Source organism: Flavobacterium terrisoli (genome assembly GCF_030167905.1).
Classification (GTDB): domain Bacteria; phylum Bacteroidota; class Bacteroidia; order Flavobacteriales; family Flavobacteriaceae; genus Flavobacterium; species Flavobacterium terrisoli.
The window spans coordinates 361,730-378,055 of record NZ_JARGNA010000002.1; the positions used below are offsets into that span (position 1 = coordinate 361,730).

Annotated in this window: 16 protein-coding genes; 5 read left to right on the forward strand and 11 right to left on the reverse strand. The window is 38.0% G+C overall.

What is annotated here, in order from left to right:
* Positions 1-57: 57 nt before the first annotated feature.
* Genes murD through mraZ form a run of 7 tightly spaced genes read right to left on the reverse strand, consistent with a single transcriptional unit; the run spans position 58 to position 7,792 of the window.
* Positions 58-1,392 (reverse strand): UDP-N-acetylmuramoyl-L-alanine--D-glutamate ligase, encoded by a 1,335-nt coding sequence (gene murD / locus P1K33_RS03615; protein WP_284651501.1) that lies wholly within the window; start codon positions 1,390-1,392, stop codon positions 58-60.
* A gap of 1 nt (position 1,393) precedes the next feature.
* Positions 1,394-2,620 carry a phospho-N-acetylmuramoyl-pentapeptide-transferase gene (gene mraY / locus P1K33_RS03620; protein WP_284651502.1) on the reverse strand — a complete coding sequence of 409 codons (1,227 nt, stop codon included), beginning with the start codon at positions 2,618-2,620 and terminating at the stop codon, positions 1,394-1,396.
* A 4-nt stretch (positions 2,621-2,624) separates the two neighbouring features.
* Positions 2,625-4,088, reverse strand: coding sequence for a UDP-N-acetylmuramoyl-L-alanyl-D-glutamate--2,6-diaminopimelate ligase (locus P1K33_RS03625; protein ID WP_284651503.1), 1,464 nt, complete (start codon positions 4,086-4,088; stop codon positions 2,625-2,627).
* Positions 4,085-6,094: a PASTA domain-containing penicillin-binding protein gene (locus tag P1K33_RS03630; protein WP_284651504.1), complete on the reverse strand. Its 2,010-nt coding sequence runs from the start codon at positions 6,092-6,094 to the stop codon at positions 4,085-4,087. The genes P1K33_RS03625 and P1K33_RS03630 overlap by 4 nt, the downstream gene beginning before the upstream one ends.
* Complete coding sequence (locus P1K33_RS03635; protein WP_284651506.1) at positions 6,085-6,432, reverse strand: FtsL-like putative cell division protein; 348 nt, start codon at positions 6,430-6,432, stop codon at positions 6,085-6,087. The genes P1K33_RS03630 and P1K33_RS03635 overlap by 10 nt, the downstream gene beginning before the upstream one ends.
* A 3-nt stretch (positions 6,433-6,435) precedes the next feature.
* Complete coding sequence (rsmH, locus tag P1K33_RS03640; protein WP_284651507.1) at positions 6,436-7,344, reverse strand: 16S rRNA (cytosine(1402)-N(4))-methyltransferase RsmH; 909 nt, start codon at positions 7,342-7,344, stop codon at positions 6,436-6,438.
* A complete protein-coding gene (mraZ, locus tag P1K33_RS03645; RefSeq protein ID WP_284651508.1) occupies positions 7,319-7,792 on the reverse strand; it encodes a division/cell wall cluster transcriptional repressor MraZ in 474 nt (157 codons plus the stop codon). The genes rsmH and mraZ overlap by 26 nt, the downstream gene beginning before the upstream one ends.
* Positions 7,793-8,182: 390 nt before the next feature.
* On the opposite strand from mraZ, the gene P1K33_RS03650 reads away from it, so the two are divergent.
* From P1K33_RS03650 to P1K33_RS03660, 3 genes are read left to right on the forward strand one after another with little or no spacing between them, the layout of a single operon-like run.
* Positions 8,183-8,947: an alpha/beta fold hydrolase gene (locus P1K33_RS03650; protein ID WP_284651509.1), complete on the forward strand. Its 765-nt coding sequence runs from the start codon at positions 8,183-8,185 to the stop codon at positions 8,945-8,947.
* A gap of 38 nt (positions 8,948-8,985) precedes the next feature.
* Positions 8,986-9,603: a ribosome biogenesis GTP-binding protein YihA/YsxC gene (gene yihA / locus P1K33_RS03655; RefSeq protein ID WP_284651510.1), complete on the forward strand. Its 618-nt coding sequence runs from the start codon at positions 8,986-8,988 to the stop codon at positions 9,601-9,603.
* A gap of 3 nt (positions 9,604-9,606) precedes the next feature.
* The gene (locus P1K33_RS03660) at positions 9,607-10,146 is read left to right on the forward strand and encodes a hypothetical protein (RefSeq protein WP_284651511.1); all 540 of its coding nucleotides are present in this window, start codon (positions 9,607-9,609) and stop codon (positions 10,144-10,146) included.
* Positions 10,147-10,185: 39 nt separating this feature from the next.
* Here the strand turns inward: P1K33_RS03660 and gldC are convergent, their stop codons facing one another.
* Positions 10,186-10,521, reverse strand: coding sequence for a gliding motility protein GldC (gldC, locus tag P1K33_RS03665; RefSeq protein WP_284651512.1), 336 nt, complete (start codon positions 10,519-10,521; stop codon positions 10,186-10,188).
* Positions 10,514-11,476 (reverse strand): gliding motility lipoprotein GldB, encoded by a 963-nt coding sequence (gldB, locus tag P1K33_RS03670; RefSeq protein WP_284651513.1) that lies wholly within the window; start codon positions 11,474-11,476, stop codon positions 10,514-10,516. Before gldB ends, gldC begins: the two co-directional genes overlap by 8 nt.
* Positions 11,477-11,572: 96 nt before the next feature.
* On the opposite strand from gldB, the gene nadE reads away from it, so the two are divergent.
* Both nadE and P1K33_RS03680 read left to right on the forward strand, forming a co-directional pair.
* Positions 11,573-12,379: an NAD(+) synthase gene (nadE, locus tag P1K33_RS03675; RefSeq protein WP_284651514.1), complete on the forward strand. Its 807-nt coding sequence runs from the start codon at positions 11,573-11,575 to the stop codon at positions 12,377-12,379.
* Between the two features lie 82 nt (positions 12,380-12,461).
* A complete protein-coding gene (locus P1K33_RS03680; protein ID WP_284651515.1) occupies positions 12,462-13,091 on the forward strand; it encodes a response regulator transcription factor in 630 nt (209 codons plus the stop codon).
* Between the two features lie 29 nt (positions 13,092-13,120).
* On the opposite strand, the gene dnaG is transcribed toward P1K33_RS03680, so the two are convergent.
* Positions 13,121-15,103 (reverse strand): DNA primase, encoded by a 1,983-nt coding sequence (gene dnaG, locus P1K33_RS03685; protein ID WP_284651516.1) that lies wholly within the window; start codon positions 15,101-15,103, stop codon positions 13,121-13,123.
* Between the two features lie 121 nt (positions 15,104-15,224).
* Complete coding sequence (locus P1K33_RS03690; RefSeq protein WP_284651517.1) at positions 15,225-16,298, reverse strand: coiled-coil domain-containing protein; 1,074 nt, start codon at positions 16,296-16,298, stop codon at positions 15,225-15,227.
* Positions 16,299-16,326 lie beyond the last annotated feature (28 nt).

Consider the following 16,326-nt stretch of genomic DNA (forward strand, 5'->3'; position numbering starts at 1 on the left):
TATTAGCGGTTAGCTTTTATTTTTTGCTGACAGCTAAATGCTGAAAGCTGATTGCTTTTATAAATTCTTTACGGCTACTTTAAATTGGTTTCCTCTGTCTTCGTAATTTTGGAACAAATCAAAAGATGCACAAGCCGGCGACAATAAAACTGAATCACCTTTTTCAGCCAAATGCTTGGCGGTATTCACGGCATCGCGCATATTATCTACTTCCACCATCATATCCACCACATCGCTGAATGCATCGATGATTTTTTTATTGTCTAAACCAAGACAGATTATGGCTTTAACTTTTTCACGAACCAATGGCATCAACTCGCTGTAATCATTTCCTTTGTCAACACCACCAACAATCCAAACGGTTGGCACAGTCATGCTGTCCAAAGCAAAGAAAGTCGCGTTCACATTGGTTGCTTTACTGTCGTTGATGTATTGCACATTGTGAATTTTGAGTACTTTTTCTAAACGATGTTCAACGCCTTGAAAATTGGACAAACTCTCACGAATGGTTTGTTTTCTTATTTTCATCAATTGGGCTACAGAAGTAGCAGCCATAGCGTTTTTCATGTTGTGTTTTCCTTCCAATGAAATGTCAGCGGTTTTCATTTCAAATTCCTCGTTGTTGATGATAATGTCCATAGTTTCGTTTTTTATATAGGCTCCGATTTCAAAAGTTTTGGTTAGTGAAAAAGGAATTAGTTGTGCTTTTGTTTTGTTGTTTTGCAACCATGCTGAAATCGCTTCGTCATCGGCGTCATAGATGAAGAAATCTTCTTCAGTCTGGTTCATTGTTATTCTAAATTTTGACTCAATATAATTTTCGTATTTGTATTCATATCGATCCAAATGATCAGGACTGATGTTTGTTAAAATCGCTATGTCAGGCTTGTAATTGATGATGCCGTCTAATTGAAAACTGCTCAATTCCAACACATAGCAATCGTAGTTTTCTTCGGCAACCTGCCAGGCAAAACTCTTTCCTATATTTCCACCCAATCCTACATTCAGTCCGCCTTCTTTTAGTAAATGGTAAGTCAACATCGTTGTCGTTGTTTTACCGTTGCTTCCGGTGATTCCGATGGTTTTTGCTTTCGTGAATGGGTAAGCAAATTCTATTTCGGAAATCACTGAAATTCCTTTCTCCAGCATTTTTTTAACCAGCGGAGATTTATCCGGAATTCCCGGGCTTTTCATGACTACATCGGCATTCAGGATTAACGTTTCCGTATGCTTTTCATCTTCCCATTTAATCTCATATTTGTCAAGAACGTCTCTGTATTTATTTTTTATTTTTCCAAAGTCGGACACAAAAACATCGTATCCTTCTTTCTTTCCCAAAATGGCGGTTCCAACACCACTTTCTCCTCCGCCAAGTACAACCAATCGCTTCATTCTATCTCAATTTTAAAGTCACGATGGAAACAATGGCTAACAGTATGGCAACAATCCAAAAACGGGTTACGATTTTACTTTCGTGATAGCCTTTCTTTTGGTAATGATGGTGCAATGGCGACATGAGGAAAATTCGTTTCCCTTCGCCATAGCGCTTTTTGGTGTATTTGAAATAGGAAACCTGCATAATCACGGATAGGTTTTCGGCAAAGAAAATGGCACACAACACCGGCAACAACATTTCCTTACGAACAGAAATTGCCAATACGGCTATGATTCCACCGATGGTTAAACTTCCGGTATCACCCATAAAAACCGATGCCGGATAGGAATTGTACCAAAGGAATCCGATTAACGCTCCAACAAATGCCGAAATGAAAACTGTCATTTCCCCTGAATTTGGGATGTACATAATATCCAAATAGCCTGATAAAATAACGTTACCCGAAACAAAGGTGAAAATCCCGAGCGCGAGCACTGAAATTGCGGAAGTCCCGGCGGCCAGTCCATCGATTCCATCGGTAAGATTGGCACCATTGGAAACGGCTGTGATGATAAAGATTACGATAGGAATAAAAACCAACCACGCCCAATTTTGATAACCTTCACCAGTCCAGGCAATGATTTGGGCATAATCCAGTTCGTTGTTTTTCATGAAAGGAATGGTCGTCGTAGTCGATTTATGCTCAACTGGTGTTTGAGAAATTACATTTTCAGTTTGATTAAAATTCGGAGTGTTTGCCGCTTTTTCTCTAACCGTTACACCCGGATGATAATACAAAACCGAACCTACGATTAACCCAAGACCAACCTGCCCGATTACTTTAAAAATACCTTTTAAACCTTGTTTGTCTTTTTTGAAGATTTTGATATAATCGTCAATAAATCCGATAGTTCCCATCCAAAGTGTGGTCACAATCAAAAGAATGATATAGATGTTATTCAGTTTGGTCAACAAAATCACCGGAATCAACGTGGCGATAATGATGATTAATCCACCCATGGTTGGTGTTCCTGCTTTTTCATTTTGTCCTTGCAGACCTAATTCACGAACCGTTTCTCCAACTTGTTGGTTTCTCAAGAAGTTGATGATCTTTTTACCATAAATGGTCGAAATCATCAGCGATAAGATAATTGCTAAAGCCGAACGAAATGTAATGTACTGGAAAACTCCCGTTCCGGGAACATCCATGGTTTTGTCTAGGTATTCAAATAAATAATATAGCATAGTTTTATTTATTTAGTTGTTCTAAAAGTTCTTTTACAATTTTCATATCGTCGAAATCATGGCGCACACCTTGAATTTCCTGATACGTTTCGTGTCCTTTTCCTGCAATTAGGATAATATCATTTGGGCCAGCCAATTGACAAGCGGTTTTGATGGCTTGTTTTCTATCGACAATCGACAAGGTTTTTTTGTGGTTTTGCGGTTCAACCCCTTTTTCCATATCGGCGATAATGTCAATCGGATCTTCTGTTCTTGGATTGTCTGAAGTGATGATAACCTGATTGCTCATTGTCGTTGCGATGTTGGCCATGATTGGTCTTTTGGCTTTATCCCTGTCACCGCCACAACCTACAACTGTGATTAATTTTTCGTTATTGGTGCGAATGTTATTAATCGTACTCAACACATTTTCCAAAGCGTCCGGTGTGTGGGCATAATCAACAATCGCGGTGATATTTTGGTTGGAAACGATAAATTGGAAACGACCCGAAACACTTTCCAATTCAGAAAGCAATCGCAATACTTCTAATTTATCCAAACCTAATTCAACCGCAGTCCCGAAAATCGCTAACAGATTATAAGCATTGAAAGTTCCTATCAATCTCACCCAAACTTCATTTTCATTGATCTTCAGCAACAATCCTGACAATTGATTTTCCAGAATTTGTGCCTTATAATCAGCATACGACTTCAAAGCATAAGTCAGCTTTTTGGCATAGGTATTTTGCATCATTACCAAACCGTTTTTATCATCGATATTGGTCAGGGCAAAAGCCGTTTTTGGCAAATGATCAAAAAATGATTTCTTCACATCTCTATATTCAGCGAATGTTGGATGGTAATCCAAATGGTCGTGAGACAGATTGGTAAACACGCCTCCGGCAAAAGTTAATCCTTCGGTGCGTTTTTGATGGATACCGTGTGAACTCACTTCCATAAAACAATATTCCACACCAACGGCATTCATTTCTGCCAAGAAATAATTGATGGTCAACGAATCCGGAGTGGTATGTGTGGCTTTGTATTCGGTATCATCCACCATAATCTTTACGGTAGATAATAGTCCAACTTTATAACCTGCTTTTTTGAATAATTGGAACAAAAGAGAAGCGATAGTCGTTTTACCATTCGTTCCCGTGATGCCAACCAGTTTTAAATTCTGTGACGGATTGCCATAATAATTGGAAGCCAAAAAGGCCAAAGCTGAATTGGTGTCTTTCACCTGAATATAAGTCACGCCGGTAACTATAACTTCGGGTAAAGTATCGCAAACCACAGCAACTGCGCCAAGATTTATCGCTTTTTCGATAAAGTCATGGCCATCAGAAACAGTCCCGCGAATGGCTACAAATACATCATCCTGTTGAATTTTTCGTGAGTCAAATTCAATTTTATTGATAGGCATTTCGGTCGAACCTTTTACGACTTCGATAGCTACTTTGTACAATATGTCTTTTAAAATAATCACGATAATTCGAGTATGATGATTTGATTTTTACTTAAGGCTGAACCAGGCTGAATGGATTGTCTTTTTACTTTTCCAAACCCGATTACTTTTACTTTTACTTTCATATTTTCCAAAAGTGCCACAGCGTCCATGCCGCTCATGCCTTTTACATTTGGAATTGTTTTGCCAGCTGAATTTGATTTGACCGCATATTCATTATAAGCTTTCTCTTGCTTGCCGATTTTTCTGTTCAGATTTTTGATTTCATTCGTGGATGGTGCATCGGTAAAAATCTTTTGCGCTACGCGTTTGAAAACCGGTCCGGCCACATCGGCACCATAATAATTATTTCCTGATGTATTCGGTTTGTGAACCACTACAATGCAGGAATATTTAGGGTTTTCTGCCGGGAAAAATCCAACGAAAGAAGAAATATAGTGCTTGTCATTTCCGCCGTTTTTGCCATAATTGGCCTGAGCAGTTCCGGTTTTTCCGGCCATCGAGAAATCTTTGGAATACAACTTAGAGCCGGTTCCTCTTTTGACTACATTTTGTAAAACGGCTTTCAATTCTTTGATAGTTTCGTCAGAGCAAATCTTCGGATTGATCACTTCCTTGTCGTATTTTTTGATGACTTTATTCCATTCCTTAATTTCGGAAACAAATTGTGGTTTTACCATTTCGCCGTTATTGGCAACTGCATTATACAAAGTCAGTGTTTGCAATGGTGTTACTGAAACTCCATATCCAAAAGCCATCCATGGCAATGAAATCGCGCTCCAATATTTGTCATCCGGCTGCGGAATGTATGGTTTGCCTTCTCCCTGGAATGGTAATCCCAATGGTTTGTTCAAGCCCATTCTGTCGATTCTGTCTACGAATTCTTTTGGATTGTTCTTATAATTCTCATAAACCGCTTGAACCAAAACCGTATTGGAAGACACTTCAAAACCTCGGGCCAAAGAAATTTTTCCATAACCACCTTCGTGAGAATCACGCACTTTTTTACCTCGGTATTCTACAATCCCACCACGACTGTCATATACATGACTGGTATCAACTTTACCATCATCCAACAATGCAATCATATCGACCAATTTGAAGGTAGAACCCGGTTCATGCGATTCAGCCACCGCATAATTGGTGGTTTCGAAATAAGTAGAGTCAGTTTCTTTTAGTTTACCTAAATTAGAAATCGCTCTGATTTTCCCTGTTTTGGTTTCCATAACCACAACACAGCCATGCTCGGCTTTGTAATCCTGTAATTGTTTTAGCAAAGCGTGATGCGCAATATCCTGAATATAAACATCGATGGTAGAAATTACATCATAACCATCTTGTGGTTCAACGTCATTTTGATCACGGATTGGTTTCCACTGTCCTTTGGCGATTTTTTGCTTTAGGACTTTACCATCTTTTCCGTTTAAATATTTTCTGAATGACCATTCAATTCCTTTGCCATCCGGTTTTCCTTCCGGTGTGATTCTTTCATAACCAATAGTTCTTTCGGCAATTTTCCCGATTGGGTGTTCGCGAACAGTTTCCTGCTCGGTAATCATTCCGCCTTTGTTGGCGCCCAAATTAAACAATGGAAAGCTTTTGATTTTTATGTATTGGGTATAACTCAAATCTCGGGCTACCAATAAGTATCTGTTTTTGTTGGCTCTGGCCATTCTCAATTGTGAATGATAAAAAGAACTTGGTTTGCCCAACATCAACGCCAATGAATCAGCTAATGGTCTGACATTTTTTTCAAAATCTTCTCCTTTCGGTGCTACAGCATCAAATCGGATGTTATAATTAGGAATAGAAGTGGCAAGCAAACTGCCGTCAGCTGAATAAATATTTCCTTTATTGGCAGGCAGCGGAAAGTTCTTTACGGTTCTCTCTTTGGCCAATTTTCGGTAATAATCACCTTCAACCCATTGAATTTTGGATAGCTTGAAAGTAATTGCCAAAGCCATCAGAAAGAGACTGAAAGCAACTAAATAAATTCGGTAAGAGATATGTTTATCTTCTACTGCCATAATCTTTGGAAGAAAGTTTTTTCTACTGGTTTTTTAACTTTTATCTTTTGTGGCGGAACCGATGAAGGAAATATTTTTCTTTCCACCATTCTTTCGGAAACCGTTGATTCCATTTTTAATTTCATTAGTTCAGAGCGTTTGTCTACGAATTCAGAACGCAATTCCTTTACTTCATTAGTCAGCTCAGCAATTCTGAAAATCTTTTGATCATATCGGTGCTCATTGGCAATCATCAAAATCGCAAGCAGAATCAGGAACACGATGAAACGCCAGTTTTTGGTAGCATCTTCATTGACTAAAAATCGAGCTTTTAATATGCCGTAAACTCCTTTTTTCATTTCTTATTTCTTTTCCGCAACCCTTAGTTTTGCGCTTCTTGCTCTGTTATTCACTTTTATTTCTTCGTCACTTGGAACGATTAATTTTTCAACGATTTTGAACGGGACCGAAAAATTTCCGAAGAAATCACGTTCGGGTTCACCTTCAAACATCCCGTTTTTCATAAAGCGTTTGACCAATCGGTCTTCTAAGGAATGATAGGAAATCACGCTTAATCTTCCTTCGGGTTTCAATATTTCAAGTGACTGTTCCAAAAACTCTTTCAGCACTTCCATTTCCTGGTTCACTTCTATACGTATAGCCTGATAGATTTGCGCCAGGATTTTATTTTTAAACTGATCCGGTAAAAATTTGGCCAAAATCAATTTCAATTCGTCAGTCGTATTGATCGTTTTCTTTTCTCTGGCTTCGATGATAGTTCTCGCAATAGCCGGTGCTGCTTTTAATTCACCATAATCCAAAAACACTCTTCTCAAATTAGCATCATCATATTCGTTGATGACTTTGTGGGCGTCGAGTTCGTTTCTTTTGCTCATTCTCATATCCAAATCGGCATCAAAGCGAGTAGAAAATCCTCTTTCGGGAACGTCAAATTGGTGAGATGAAACACCCAAATCAGCTAAAATTCCATCCACACTTTTTACCCCATGAAATCTCAAAAAACGTTTGATATACCTGAAATTTTCCTGAATCAATGTGAATCTTTCATCGGGCAAAGCATTGGCCCAGGCATCTTCATCCTGATCAAAACCGAACAATTTGCCATTAGGCCCTAAGCGACTCAAAATCTCTTTTGAATGTCCGCCACCGCCAAAAGTCACATCGACATAAATGCCATCGGGTTTGATATTCAATCCATCGACAGTTTCCTTCAATAAAACAGGATTATGATATTCCATCTCCATCGTCATTAGTATTTCCCATTACATCCTCAGCTAAATCAACAAAGTCGATATCATCACCTGCAATGGCTTTTTCGTATAAATCTTTATCCCAAATCTCAACGATGTTTACCGCTGAAGAAAGCACGATGTCTTTTGAAATATGCCCAAAGGCAACCAAATCTTTAGGAATTAACAATCGACCCAAATCATCCACTTCAACCACTTTCACACCGGCGGTAAAACGTCGGATGAAGTCGTTGTTTTTCTTTACAAATCGATTGAGCTTATTGATTTTTTGCATCATCAGATTCCATTCAGGCATTGGATATAATTCCAAACATGGCTGAAATACGGAACGCTTCAAGACGAAGCCATCTTGAAGAGAATTAGCGAGTTGCCTCTTTAACGCCGAAGGAATCATCAATCTTCCTTTGGCGTCAACTTTGCATTCGTATGTTCCGATTATGGAGTTCAATTGCGTTTATTTTGGTTATGAGCAAAAATATAAAAATAATTACCACAATTTACCACAAAATACCACTTTGTTGATAAGTTTTACCACTTCTTTCCCATTTGATATAAAAACTGTTCAAAATTTGTCTCGTCGGATTCTTAACGAATATTTAACGATTTTGGAATTACACCGAAAAAAAGTTATAAAAAACTCATTTTAAGTCGTTTTGTTGCATAAAATTGATTTTATTAACATCGAAAAAAAGGCGCGAAATTTAAAAACCGAAAGAATGGTTTTTTGGAAAATTGTTGATGAAATTCTTCATTTTAGTAGTAAATATTCCTGGCATAGCCGAATTTTTATCTATAAAATCATATATTTGTTGCCGAGGTAAAAAGTCAAAAAAATTACATGGAAGGAAATTTTAAAAAAGAAGGCAGGTATTCATATTTCGAAGCCGGAGAAGGTACGCCAATCGTTGTTTTACACGGGTTGATGGGCGGATTGAGTAACTTTGGAGGCGTTGCCGATTATTTTTCCTCTCACGGCTATAAGGTAGTCATCCCCGAATTGCCAATTTATACCCAAAACATCTTAAAAACCAATGTCAAAGCTTTCGCCAAATACGTAAAAGACTTTATCACTTTTAAAGGTTTTGACCGTGTCATTTTACTTGGAAATTCATTGGGCGGACACATTGCCTTGTACCACTCCAAAATGTATCCAGAAAAAGTAGCCGGATTGGTAATTACTGGAAGTTCAGGTCTTTATGAAAGTGCCATGGGTGACAGTTACCCAAAACGCGGTGATTATGACTATATCAAAAAGAAAGCAGAAGCTGTTTTTTATGATCCAAACGTAGCCAGCAAAGAAATCGTTGATGAAGTTTTTGCTGTTGTCAACGACCGCATCAAAGTGATTAAAACCCTGACCATTGCCAAAAGTGCGATTCGTCATAATATGGCCAAAGATTTACCAAAAATGCATGTAAAAACCTGTATTATCTGGGGTAAAAACGATCAGGTTACGCCACCTGATGTGGCCGAAGAATTTCACAAATTAATGCCAAATTCAGAATTATATTGGATTGACAAATGTGGTCACGCTGCGATGATGGAACATCCGGATGAGTTCAATAGATTATTACATGAATGGTTAAAAGAAGTTCATTTATAAACAAAAGTCCTTTTGGGACTTTTTTATTTTAATACCCAATGAAAATTAACAGCGCCGAATTTATCATCAGTAATTCCGATGTGAGTAAATGCCCGAAAGATCCTTTACCGGAATATGCTTTTATTGGTCGTTCCAATGTGGGAAAATCATCTTTGATCAACATGTTGACCAATCATAAAAATTTGGCCAAAACCTCAGGAAAACCTGGAAAAACACAGCTTATCAACCATTTTAAAATCAATTTGAATTGGTTTCTGGTGGATTTACCGGGTTATGGTTATGCGCGCGTATCCAAGAAAACCAAAGAAGTTTTTCAGCAGTTTATCACCGATTATTTTGAGAAAAGAGAACAATTGGTTTGTGCCTTTGTTCTAATCGACATTCGATTGGAAGCGCAAAAAATCGACTTGGAATTCATCAATTATTTGGGCGAAATTGAAGTGCCGTTTTGCATCATTTTCACCAAAGCCGATAAAATCAGCAAAACCAAAATAGATTCCCATATTGCCGCATACCGAAAAGCCCTTTTGGCCAACAACTGGGAAGAAATGCCGCAGCATTTTGTGACCTCGGCACTCGAAGCCACCGGAAGAGACAAAGTACTCGACTTTATTGACAGCGTCAATGGCGAAATGTTTAAAAGCGGAGAGTTATAATTTATGGAGAAACTATTTTTCGCCCTTCTGTTTTTCAATCTATCATTTGGACAAACAAAAGCTACTGTAGAAAAATCAATTTTTGGACTGCAGACCGGACTTCTGGGGATTTGGGGACATAACGAAACAAGGTTGTCAAACCAAACCAGTTTGAGAAGCGAGCTCGGCTTAGATTTTGGTATTTCAGGAGATGATAATTCAACTACTACTGCATTAATTCCATCAATTCGATTGGAGCCAAGATGGTATTATAATCTTGAAAAAAGAATAAAAAAGGAAAAGAGTATTGCTAAAAACAGCGGCAATTTTTTAGCCTTAAACATTGTCTACAATCCCGATTGGTTTATTATTTCAAATGAAGATAATGTAAAAGTAATTAGTACTTTGGCTTTTGTGCCCAAGTGGGGAATCAAAAGAACGGTAGGCAACCATTTCACATACGAAGCAGGCATCGGCATTGGTGGTTTTCTCGTTTTAAATGACTATGAAACCGACAGCAATGTCGCCGTTGATTTACACTTGAGAATCGGATATACTTTTTAAATTAAAAAAGCGTCTCGTTTTTAACTGAGACGCTTTTTTTTATTTCTTCAATTCCAGTTTTTCGGCAAAATAATCACAGAAATCCTTCATGGTATCAGCCATTTTCTCATCGGCTGTAGCGCGTTGGAAAGTATCAGCCATAGCGACTAAGGTTTGGTGGAAAAACAATTTCATTTCGTCCACCGGCATGTCTTTGGTCCACAAATCAATACGAAGCGTTTCCTGCACTTTGCTGTCCCAAATGGAAAGCATCATCGCTTTGGCTTCTTCCTGTTCTACTCCGCCATCCTGCGCCGTCCACATTAATTTTTCAGGTACCCGGTTTTCATCTAATTCGACAAGGAATTTTATTTCGGATTTAATCGTTTTACTCATTCTTTTTGGGTTTGTATTTTGATTTTTCAAATATTTCTTTGGCATCCATTTTCAACATATCCTGCAAACTAACATCATTGTTTTCCATAAACGAGCGAACGATTTGCCAACCTATCCATTGCCCTACTCTTCCCGGAGATTCATTGTCGATTTCGAGATAAAACTTAGAAAACGGCGCCAGATTGATAAAGCGGTTTGGCAATTTTGAATCAGAGCTGAAAAGCATGTTCTCTTCTATGAAAAATCGCCAAATATAGCTTTCATTTTCCTGACACCAGGTAATTTGCTCTGGCAAATAGCCCATTTTTTCCGCATCGGTATAATCCGGAAGCATAGCGTCCTTTAAATACAATTCCTTTCCGTAATACACCATCTCACCTAAAAAAGTCTTGTCGCTTGGCGGTGGAATTTTTCTTACGGCAAAGCTTGAAACAATATCCGGCATCATTTGACGCTCTTCATAATTTTGCTTCAAATATGCTGCATCGGTATAAAACTTCACATCCTTACCCAGATACAATTCCAAAGCAATAATCAGTTTGTCATTGGCATAAATGGCCTTACTGGTATAATCCATATTGCCGATTACCGTATAAATTTGGGGCATTACAGTTTCTGGGAAATAGTATTTAAAATGCTTGAACAAATTTTCAATTTGACTGGTTTGCTCATTAAAATTGGGGTATTTTTTCTGCACTTCCGCATACAAATCCCTCCAGTCCTTGTTTTGCATTTTATCGGTCCAAACCTTATCTTCAACACCTTCCGGAAAGAAAAAAGGATATTCTGCTTTCAGATTAGGCAAATCTTTTGGCGTTGCTTCAAAAAAAGCCTGATCAAATCGGTTCACTTTCAGCGATACCGGAATTTCCTCTACAGCCTTTTCGACTTTAGATTTTTTATCACAGGAAACCAGAGCCAGAGCCAAAAATAATATTACAACGTACTTTTTCATTTTAGGGATATATAAGGCAAAAATCAACTTAAAAAGTTTCTGATTTTTTTACATTTGCAAATATACATTTCAGTTTCTAAAAACTTTCATAAAAAAATGGCTAAAAAAAGTAAAATCAAGGTAGGGGAAACGAACACCCATATTGTTACATGGTTAAGGGATTACGCCGTAAATGCAAAAGTGAATGGCTTTGTGATTGGGATTTCCGGCGGTGTTGATTCGGCGGTAACCTCAACATTATGCGCACAAACGGGATTAACTACTTTATGCATTGAGATGCCAATCCATCAGGACAGCAGTCAGGTGAGTCGTGGAAGAGAACATATCGAGCAATTGAAAAAGCGTTTTCCGAATGTGCAAAATGCGGAAACTGATTTGACCGGTGTTTTTGAAACATTCAAAAAAGCGGTTCCCACTTCAGACAATGAGGTGAAGTTGAATTTGTCTTTGGCCAATACAAGAGCCAGATTGCGCATGACTACTTTGTACTATTATGCAGGGATTCACGGTTTGCTCGTTGCCGGAACCGGTAATAAGGTAGAAGATTTTGGCGTTGGTTTTTATACCAAGTATGGTGATGGCGGTGTTGATTTGAGTCCGATTGCCGATTTAATGAAAAGTGATGTCTATGCCTTGGGTGAATATTTAGAAATTCCGATGTCGATACAAAAAGCGGCACCGACTGATGGCTTGTTTGGCGATTCGAGAACTGATGAAGATCAATTGGGCGCCAGTTATGACGAATTGGAATGGGCAATGCTGGAAGCAGAAAACAACAAGAAAAGTGAAGATTTTACCGGAAGAGAACAAGAAGTTTTCAATATTTATAAGAAGTTAAATACAATTAACCAGCACAAAATGAACCCCATTCCTGTATGTATTATCCCAAATTTTTTAAAATAATATCCTTTTCGTTAACATTTTTAGAATATAATTTTTTAACTTTACAGTAAATTTCTATTAATTTTTATCAAATACCACAATTATGATAAATGTATGTATTGCTGATAACTTTCCAGTTGTACACTTTGGAATGAAAGCTTACTTCAAGGATCACCCTGAAATAAGCATCGTTTCCAACGTAGGAAATTTTTTTATGGTTCCCGATGCCTTGAGAAACAAAGAAATTGACGTCTTAATCATCGATTTAGAGCTTGAAGGACTTAAAAGTATTTATGAGGTCAAGTCAATCATCAGAAATTTTCCAAAAACTAAAGTTATTGTATTCAGTAGTTTGTCTGAACACATTTACGCACCAAATGCCATTAAAGCAGGATGTGCCGGATATGTTCATAAGACATCAAAGCTTGAAAATTTAGGTATAACCATTGTCAAAGTAAACCAAGGGCAAATTATCCTAAATGAAGAGATCAAGAGAAACTTAGCGTTAATTGCCAAACAAAACAAATCAGAGCGTTTGTACCGTAAGCTTTCCAACAGAGAGATTGAAGTATTGCGTTTCTTAAGTGACGGCAAGAAAAACAACGAAATCGCTAAAATTTTAGCGCTTAATGAGAAAACCATCAGTACGTATAAACTTCGTCTTCTGACGAAATTGAACGTAACCAATTTGGTTGATCTTGTCAATAAAGCTAAAACTTTGGAAATCGTTTAGAACTAAGCCTCGCAAAATGCGGGGTTTTTTTATATATAAGTCGAACGTATTCTCCCTATTTTATTGGTCAGGCTGACCTTCAGTTTGTTGTAATCATTGATGGTTGCCATAATTTCTCCCGACTCATTTTCTTCTTCTACATTCCCAAAAGAATTCATCAAGTCCAAAATCAATTTATTGATTAAATATTCGCGCAACGAAATAATCGTTTCAGAAACATACTGACTCACATTCTGGGTTTTGGTTTTCACATAAATGTGTTTGGTTTCCCAATTGTGAAGCAATTCTCTTTCTTCCGACATTAAAATATCGGTCACCATTTGTGAATGCTCGGGTGACAATTGCATCAGATAATGTTCAATGCTGAATTCCTCATTCTGGTTGTAATAAGCAATCAAATCATTGTAGATTTCCTTAAACAATGGATTAGCCAATTCCACTTCATCTTCCTGCAAACTCAGATAAATGCGCTGGAACACTTTAAAGGTGTTGGTTTCCTTTTCTTCAATCATTTCGCCCTCTTCATTGGCTTTTAGAATATAATCGTCAAAATCGGCTTCCTGAGAACCATAAAGCAATAGCATTTCTAAAATCTTGCGCTCTAAATCATAAACAATATTGACTTTTTCCTGAGCAATCTGTGGTTCATTCTTTACGACTTCAAAAGCGGTTTGCTCTTGTTTGAGTTTTTTGCCGGCTTCTGAAATGTCCTTTTTGACCATTTGGGCCAAAGTATTCAGCAATACCTGTTCCGAAATATCCATGATTCGGGCCGTTTCCTGGATATAGATTTCTCTTTTAATCCTATCGGGAATTTTGGAAATGCTCACCACCATATCGCGAATCAAATCGGCTTTCTTAATCGGATCGTTATTGGCTTCATTCATCAAAAGCGACGCTTTGAACTGAATAAAATCCTTGGCGTTATTTTCTAAATAGGAAACCAAATCCTCATACGAGTTCTTTCTGGCAAAACTATCCGGGTCATCGCCATCGGGGAAAGTGCAGACTTTTACATTCATGCCTTCTTCCAGAATCAAATCGATTCCGCGAACAGAAGCGCGTAAACCAGCGGCATCACCATCAAAAAGTACGGTAATGTTTTTGGTCAAACGGTTGATTAAACGAATTTGGTCAGACGTCAAAGCCGTTCCCGAAGACGCTACAACATTCTCCACTCCGGCCTGATGCAACTGAATCACATCGGTATAACCTTCAACCAAGTAACAATTGTTTTGCTTGGCAATGGCTTGCTTAGCGTGGAAAATTCCGTAAAGCACTTTACTTTTATGGTAAATATCACTTTCAGGTGAATTGAGGTATTTGGCTGCCTTTTTATCATTGGTCAAAATCCTGCCGCCAAAACCTAAGTTTCGCCCCGACAAACTCTGAATAGGAAACATCACCCTGCCTTTGAAACGGTCAAAATGCTTTCCGTCTTCGCGGGTAATCGTCAACCCAACTTTTTCCAAAAACTCCAGTTGGTAACCTTTGCCCAACGCTTCTTTGGTAAACGCATCCCAGGTTTCGGGTGAATAACCCAAGCCGAATTTGGTTATCGTTTCGTTGGTAAAACCTCTTTCCTTGAAATAGGACAAACCAATGGCTTTGCCTTCTTCGGTATTTAAAAGCGTATCGTGAAAATAGCTTTTGGCAAATTCAGAAACCAAATAAAGACTTTCCTTTTCATTGGCTTCTAGTTTATCTTCCTGAGAAACTTCGGTTTCTTCAATTTCGATATTGTATTTGTTGGCCAAAAAACGAATCGCTTCCGGATAGGTAAAATGCTCATGTTCCATCAGGAAAGTCACCACACTTCCGCCTTTTCCCGAACTAAAATCTTTCCAGATTTGTTTTACTGGCGACACCATAAAAGACGGTGAACGCTCATCCGAAAACGGGCTCAGTCCCTTGTAATTGCTTCCCGCGCGCTTGAGCTGGACAAAGTCACCGATGACTTCTTCCACACGGGCGGTTTCAAAAACTTTATCTATGGTTTCGCGGGTAATCAAGCTCTGGATTTTTAAAAATTTGAGTGAGGGTAAAAATACATAATTTAAAACTTAAAATAAAAAAAGATGTCTCATTGCTGAAACATCTTTTCGAAATATAATCTAACCTAAACAAATTATTTTAATTCCAATCGAAACGAACCCCAAGTGAAACGTTGTTTTGTTTGATGGCGTTGTCTTTGAACATTGGATTCAAGTCATATTTCAAATAAAGACTGGTTCCTTTGTATCCAAGGTAAGTACTCATCCCGTAGATAAAATCATTTACGTTGAAATCTCCTTTTTCTTTAACATAGATGTCATGTCCATCCATTTCATATTTGGTTTTTTGCTTTGATTTCACTCTGAATCCGGCATAACCACCGATTCCGAAACGAACGCTTTCATGGGTTCTGAATATTTTTTTGCCATCATTGTTTTTGGCTTTGGTAAAATCGAATTCCAAATGCATTGGCAACGATACAAACACGTTTCTCATACGGGAATCCTGTAATTGTATCGGACTGGTTTCAAGATTGGTCTGATTGCCATCCACCACAAACAATCGGCTATCTGTTGGGCGAAGGTTGTTGTACATTAACGACATTCCGTATTTCAAATGCAATAAATTGTCATTTTTCAAAAGTCGGGTATTCCAAGTCACACCCCATTCGTAAAAGTGTGAACCCCAATATCTGAAGTCAGAATTAGCCACACTTCCATCGGTTACTAAGTTGTTTAGACCGGCTGCAAATACAAACTGTGAAGTCGTTCTGCGTTCGCCTCTGTTTCTCCTGATGGAATCATTTCTGTCCCAGTTCCACTTAATTGAAAACTTATCTTTACCTTCTTTGATTTTGCCTTCTACTTTTTGATTTACCAGTTCCTTTAACTCTTCCTGAGCCTGACCAACTCTGGTTTCAATATTTTTAGAACGGATTTCGGCAAATTTTAATTTCTTTTCATCGGCTTGTTCTTTGGTAATGGTACCAGCTTCCAATTCTTTGTTTACCGATTCAATTTCTGCTTTTAAAGCTGCTTTTTCTTCTTTGGTGATGGCTTCAATTTTATTAGAGATAAGCTTAACTCTTAACTCGAAAGAAGTTGCTTCAACTGTAATCGTTGGTTTGTCTTTGTCTTTGTCCTTTTCCTGAGCGGTTGCTTTGGTAACCAAAAGACTTAGCAATGTTGCAGCATAAATGATAAAATTCTTCATGATAATTGTGATTTAAATTTATTTAATT

Bases quoted from the DNA above. Each gene is read 5' to 3' on its own strand.
- murD (WP_284651501.1), bottom strand. From the start codon at position 1,392: ATGAAGCGATTGGTTGTACTTGGCGGAGGAGAAAGTGGTGTTGGAACC.
- mraY (WP_284651502.1), bottom strand. From the start codon at position 2,620: ATGCTATATTATTTATTTGAATACCTAGACAAAACCATGGATGTTCCC.
- P1K33_RS03630 (WP_284651504.1), bottom strand. From the start codon at position 6,094: ATGGCAGTAGAAGATAAACATATCTCTTACCGAATTTATTTAGTTGCT.
- P1K33_RS03635 (WP_284651506.1), bottom strand. From the start codon at position 6,432: ATGAAAAAAGGAGTTTACGGCATATTAAAAGCTCGATTTTTAGTCAAT.
- rsmH (WP_284651507.1), bottom strand. From the start codon at position 7,344: ATGACGATGGAGATGGAATATCATAATCCTGTTTTATTGAAGGAAACT.
- P1K33_RS03650 (WP_284651509.1), top strand. From the start codon at position 8,183: ATGGAAGGAAATTTTAAAAAAGAAGGCAGGTATTCATATTTCGAAGCC.
- yihA (WP_284651510.1), top strand. From the start codon at position 8,986: ATGAAAATTAACAGCGCCGAATTTATCATCAGTAATTCCGATGTGAGT.
- P1K33_RS03660 (WP_284651511.1), top strand. From the start codon at position 9,607: ATGGAGAAACTATTTTTCGCCCTTCTGTTTTTCAATCTATCATTTGGA.
- gldC (WP_284651512.1), bottom strand. From the start codon at position 10,521: ATGAGTAAAACGATTAAATCCGAAATAAAATTCCTTGTCGAATTAGAT.
- gldB (WP_284651513.1), bottom strand. From the start codon at position 11,476: ATGAAAAAGTACGTTGTAATATTATTTTTGGCTCTGGCTCTGGTTTCC.
- nadE (WP_284651514.1), top strand. From the start codon at position 11,573: ATGGCTAAAAAAAGTAAAATCAAGGTAGGGGAAACGAACACCCATATT.
- P1K33_RS03680 (WP_284651515.1), top strand. From the start codon at position 12,462: ATGATAAATGTATGTATTGCTGATAACTTTCCAGTTGTACACTTTGGA.
- P1K33_RS03690 (WP_284651517.1), bottom strand. From the start codon at position 16,298: ATGAAGAATTTTATCATTTATGCTGCAACATTGCTAAGTCTTTTGGTT.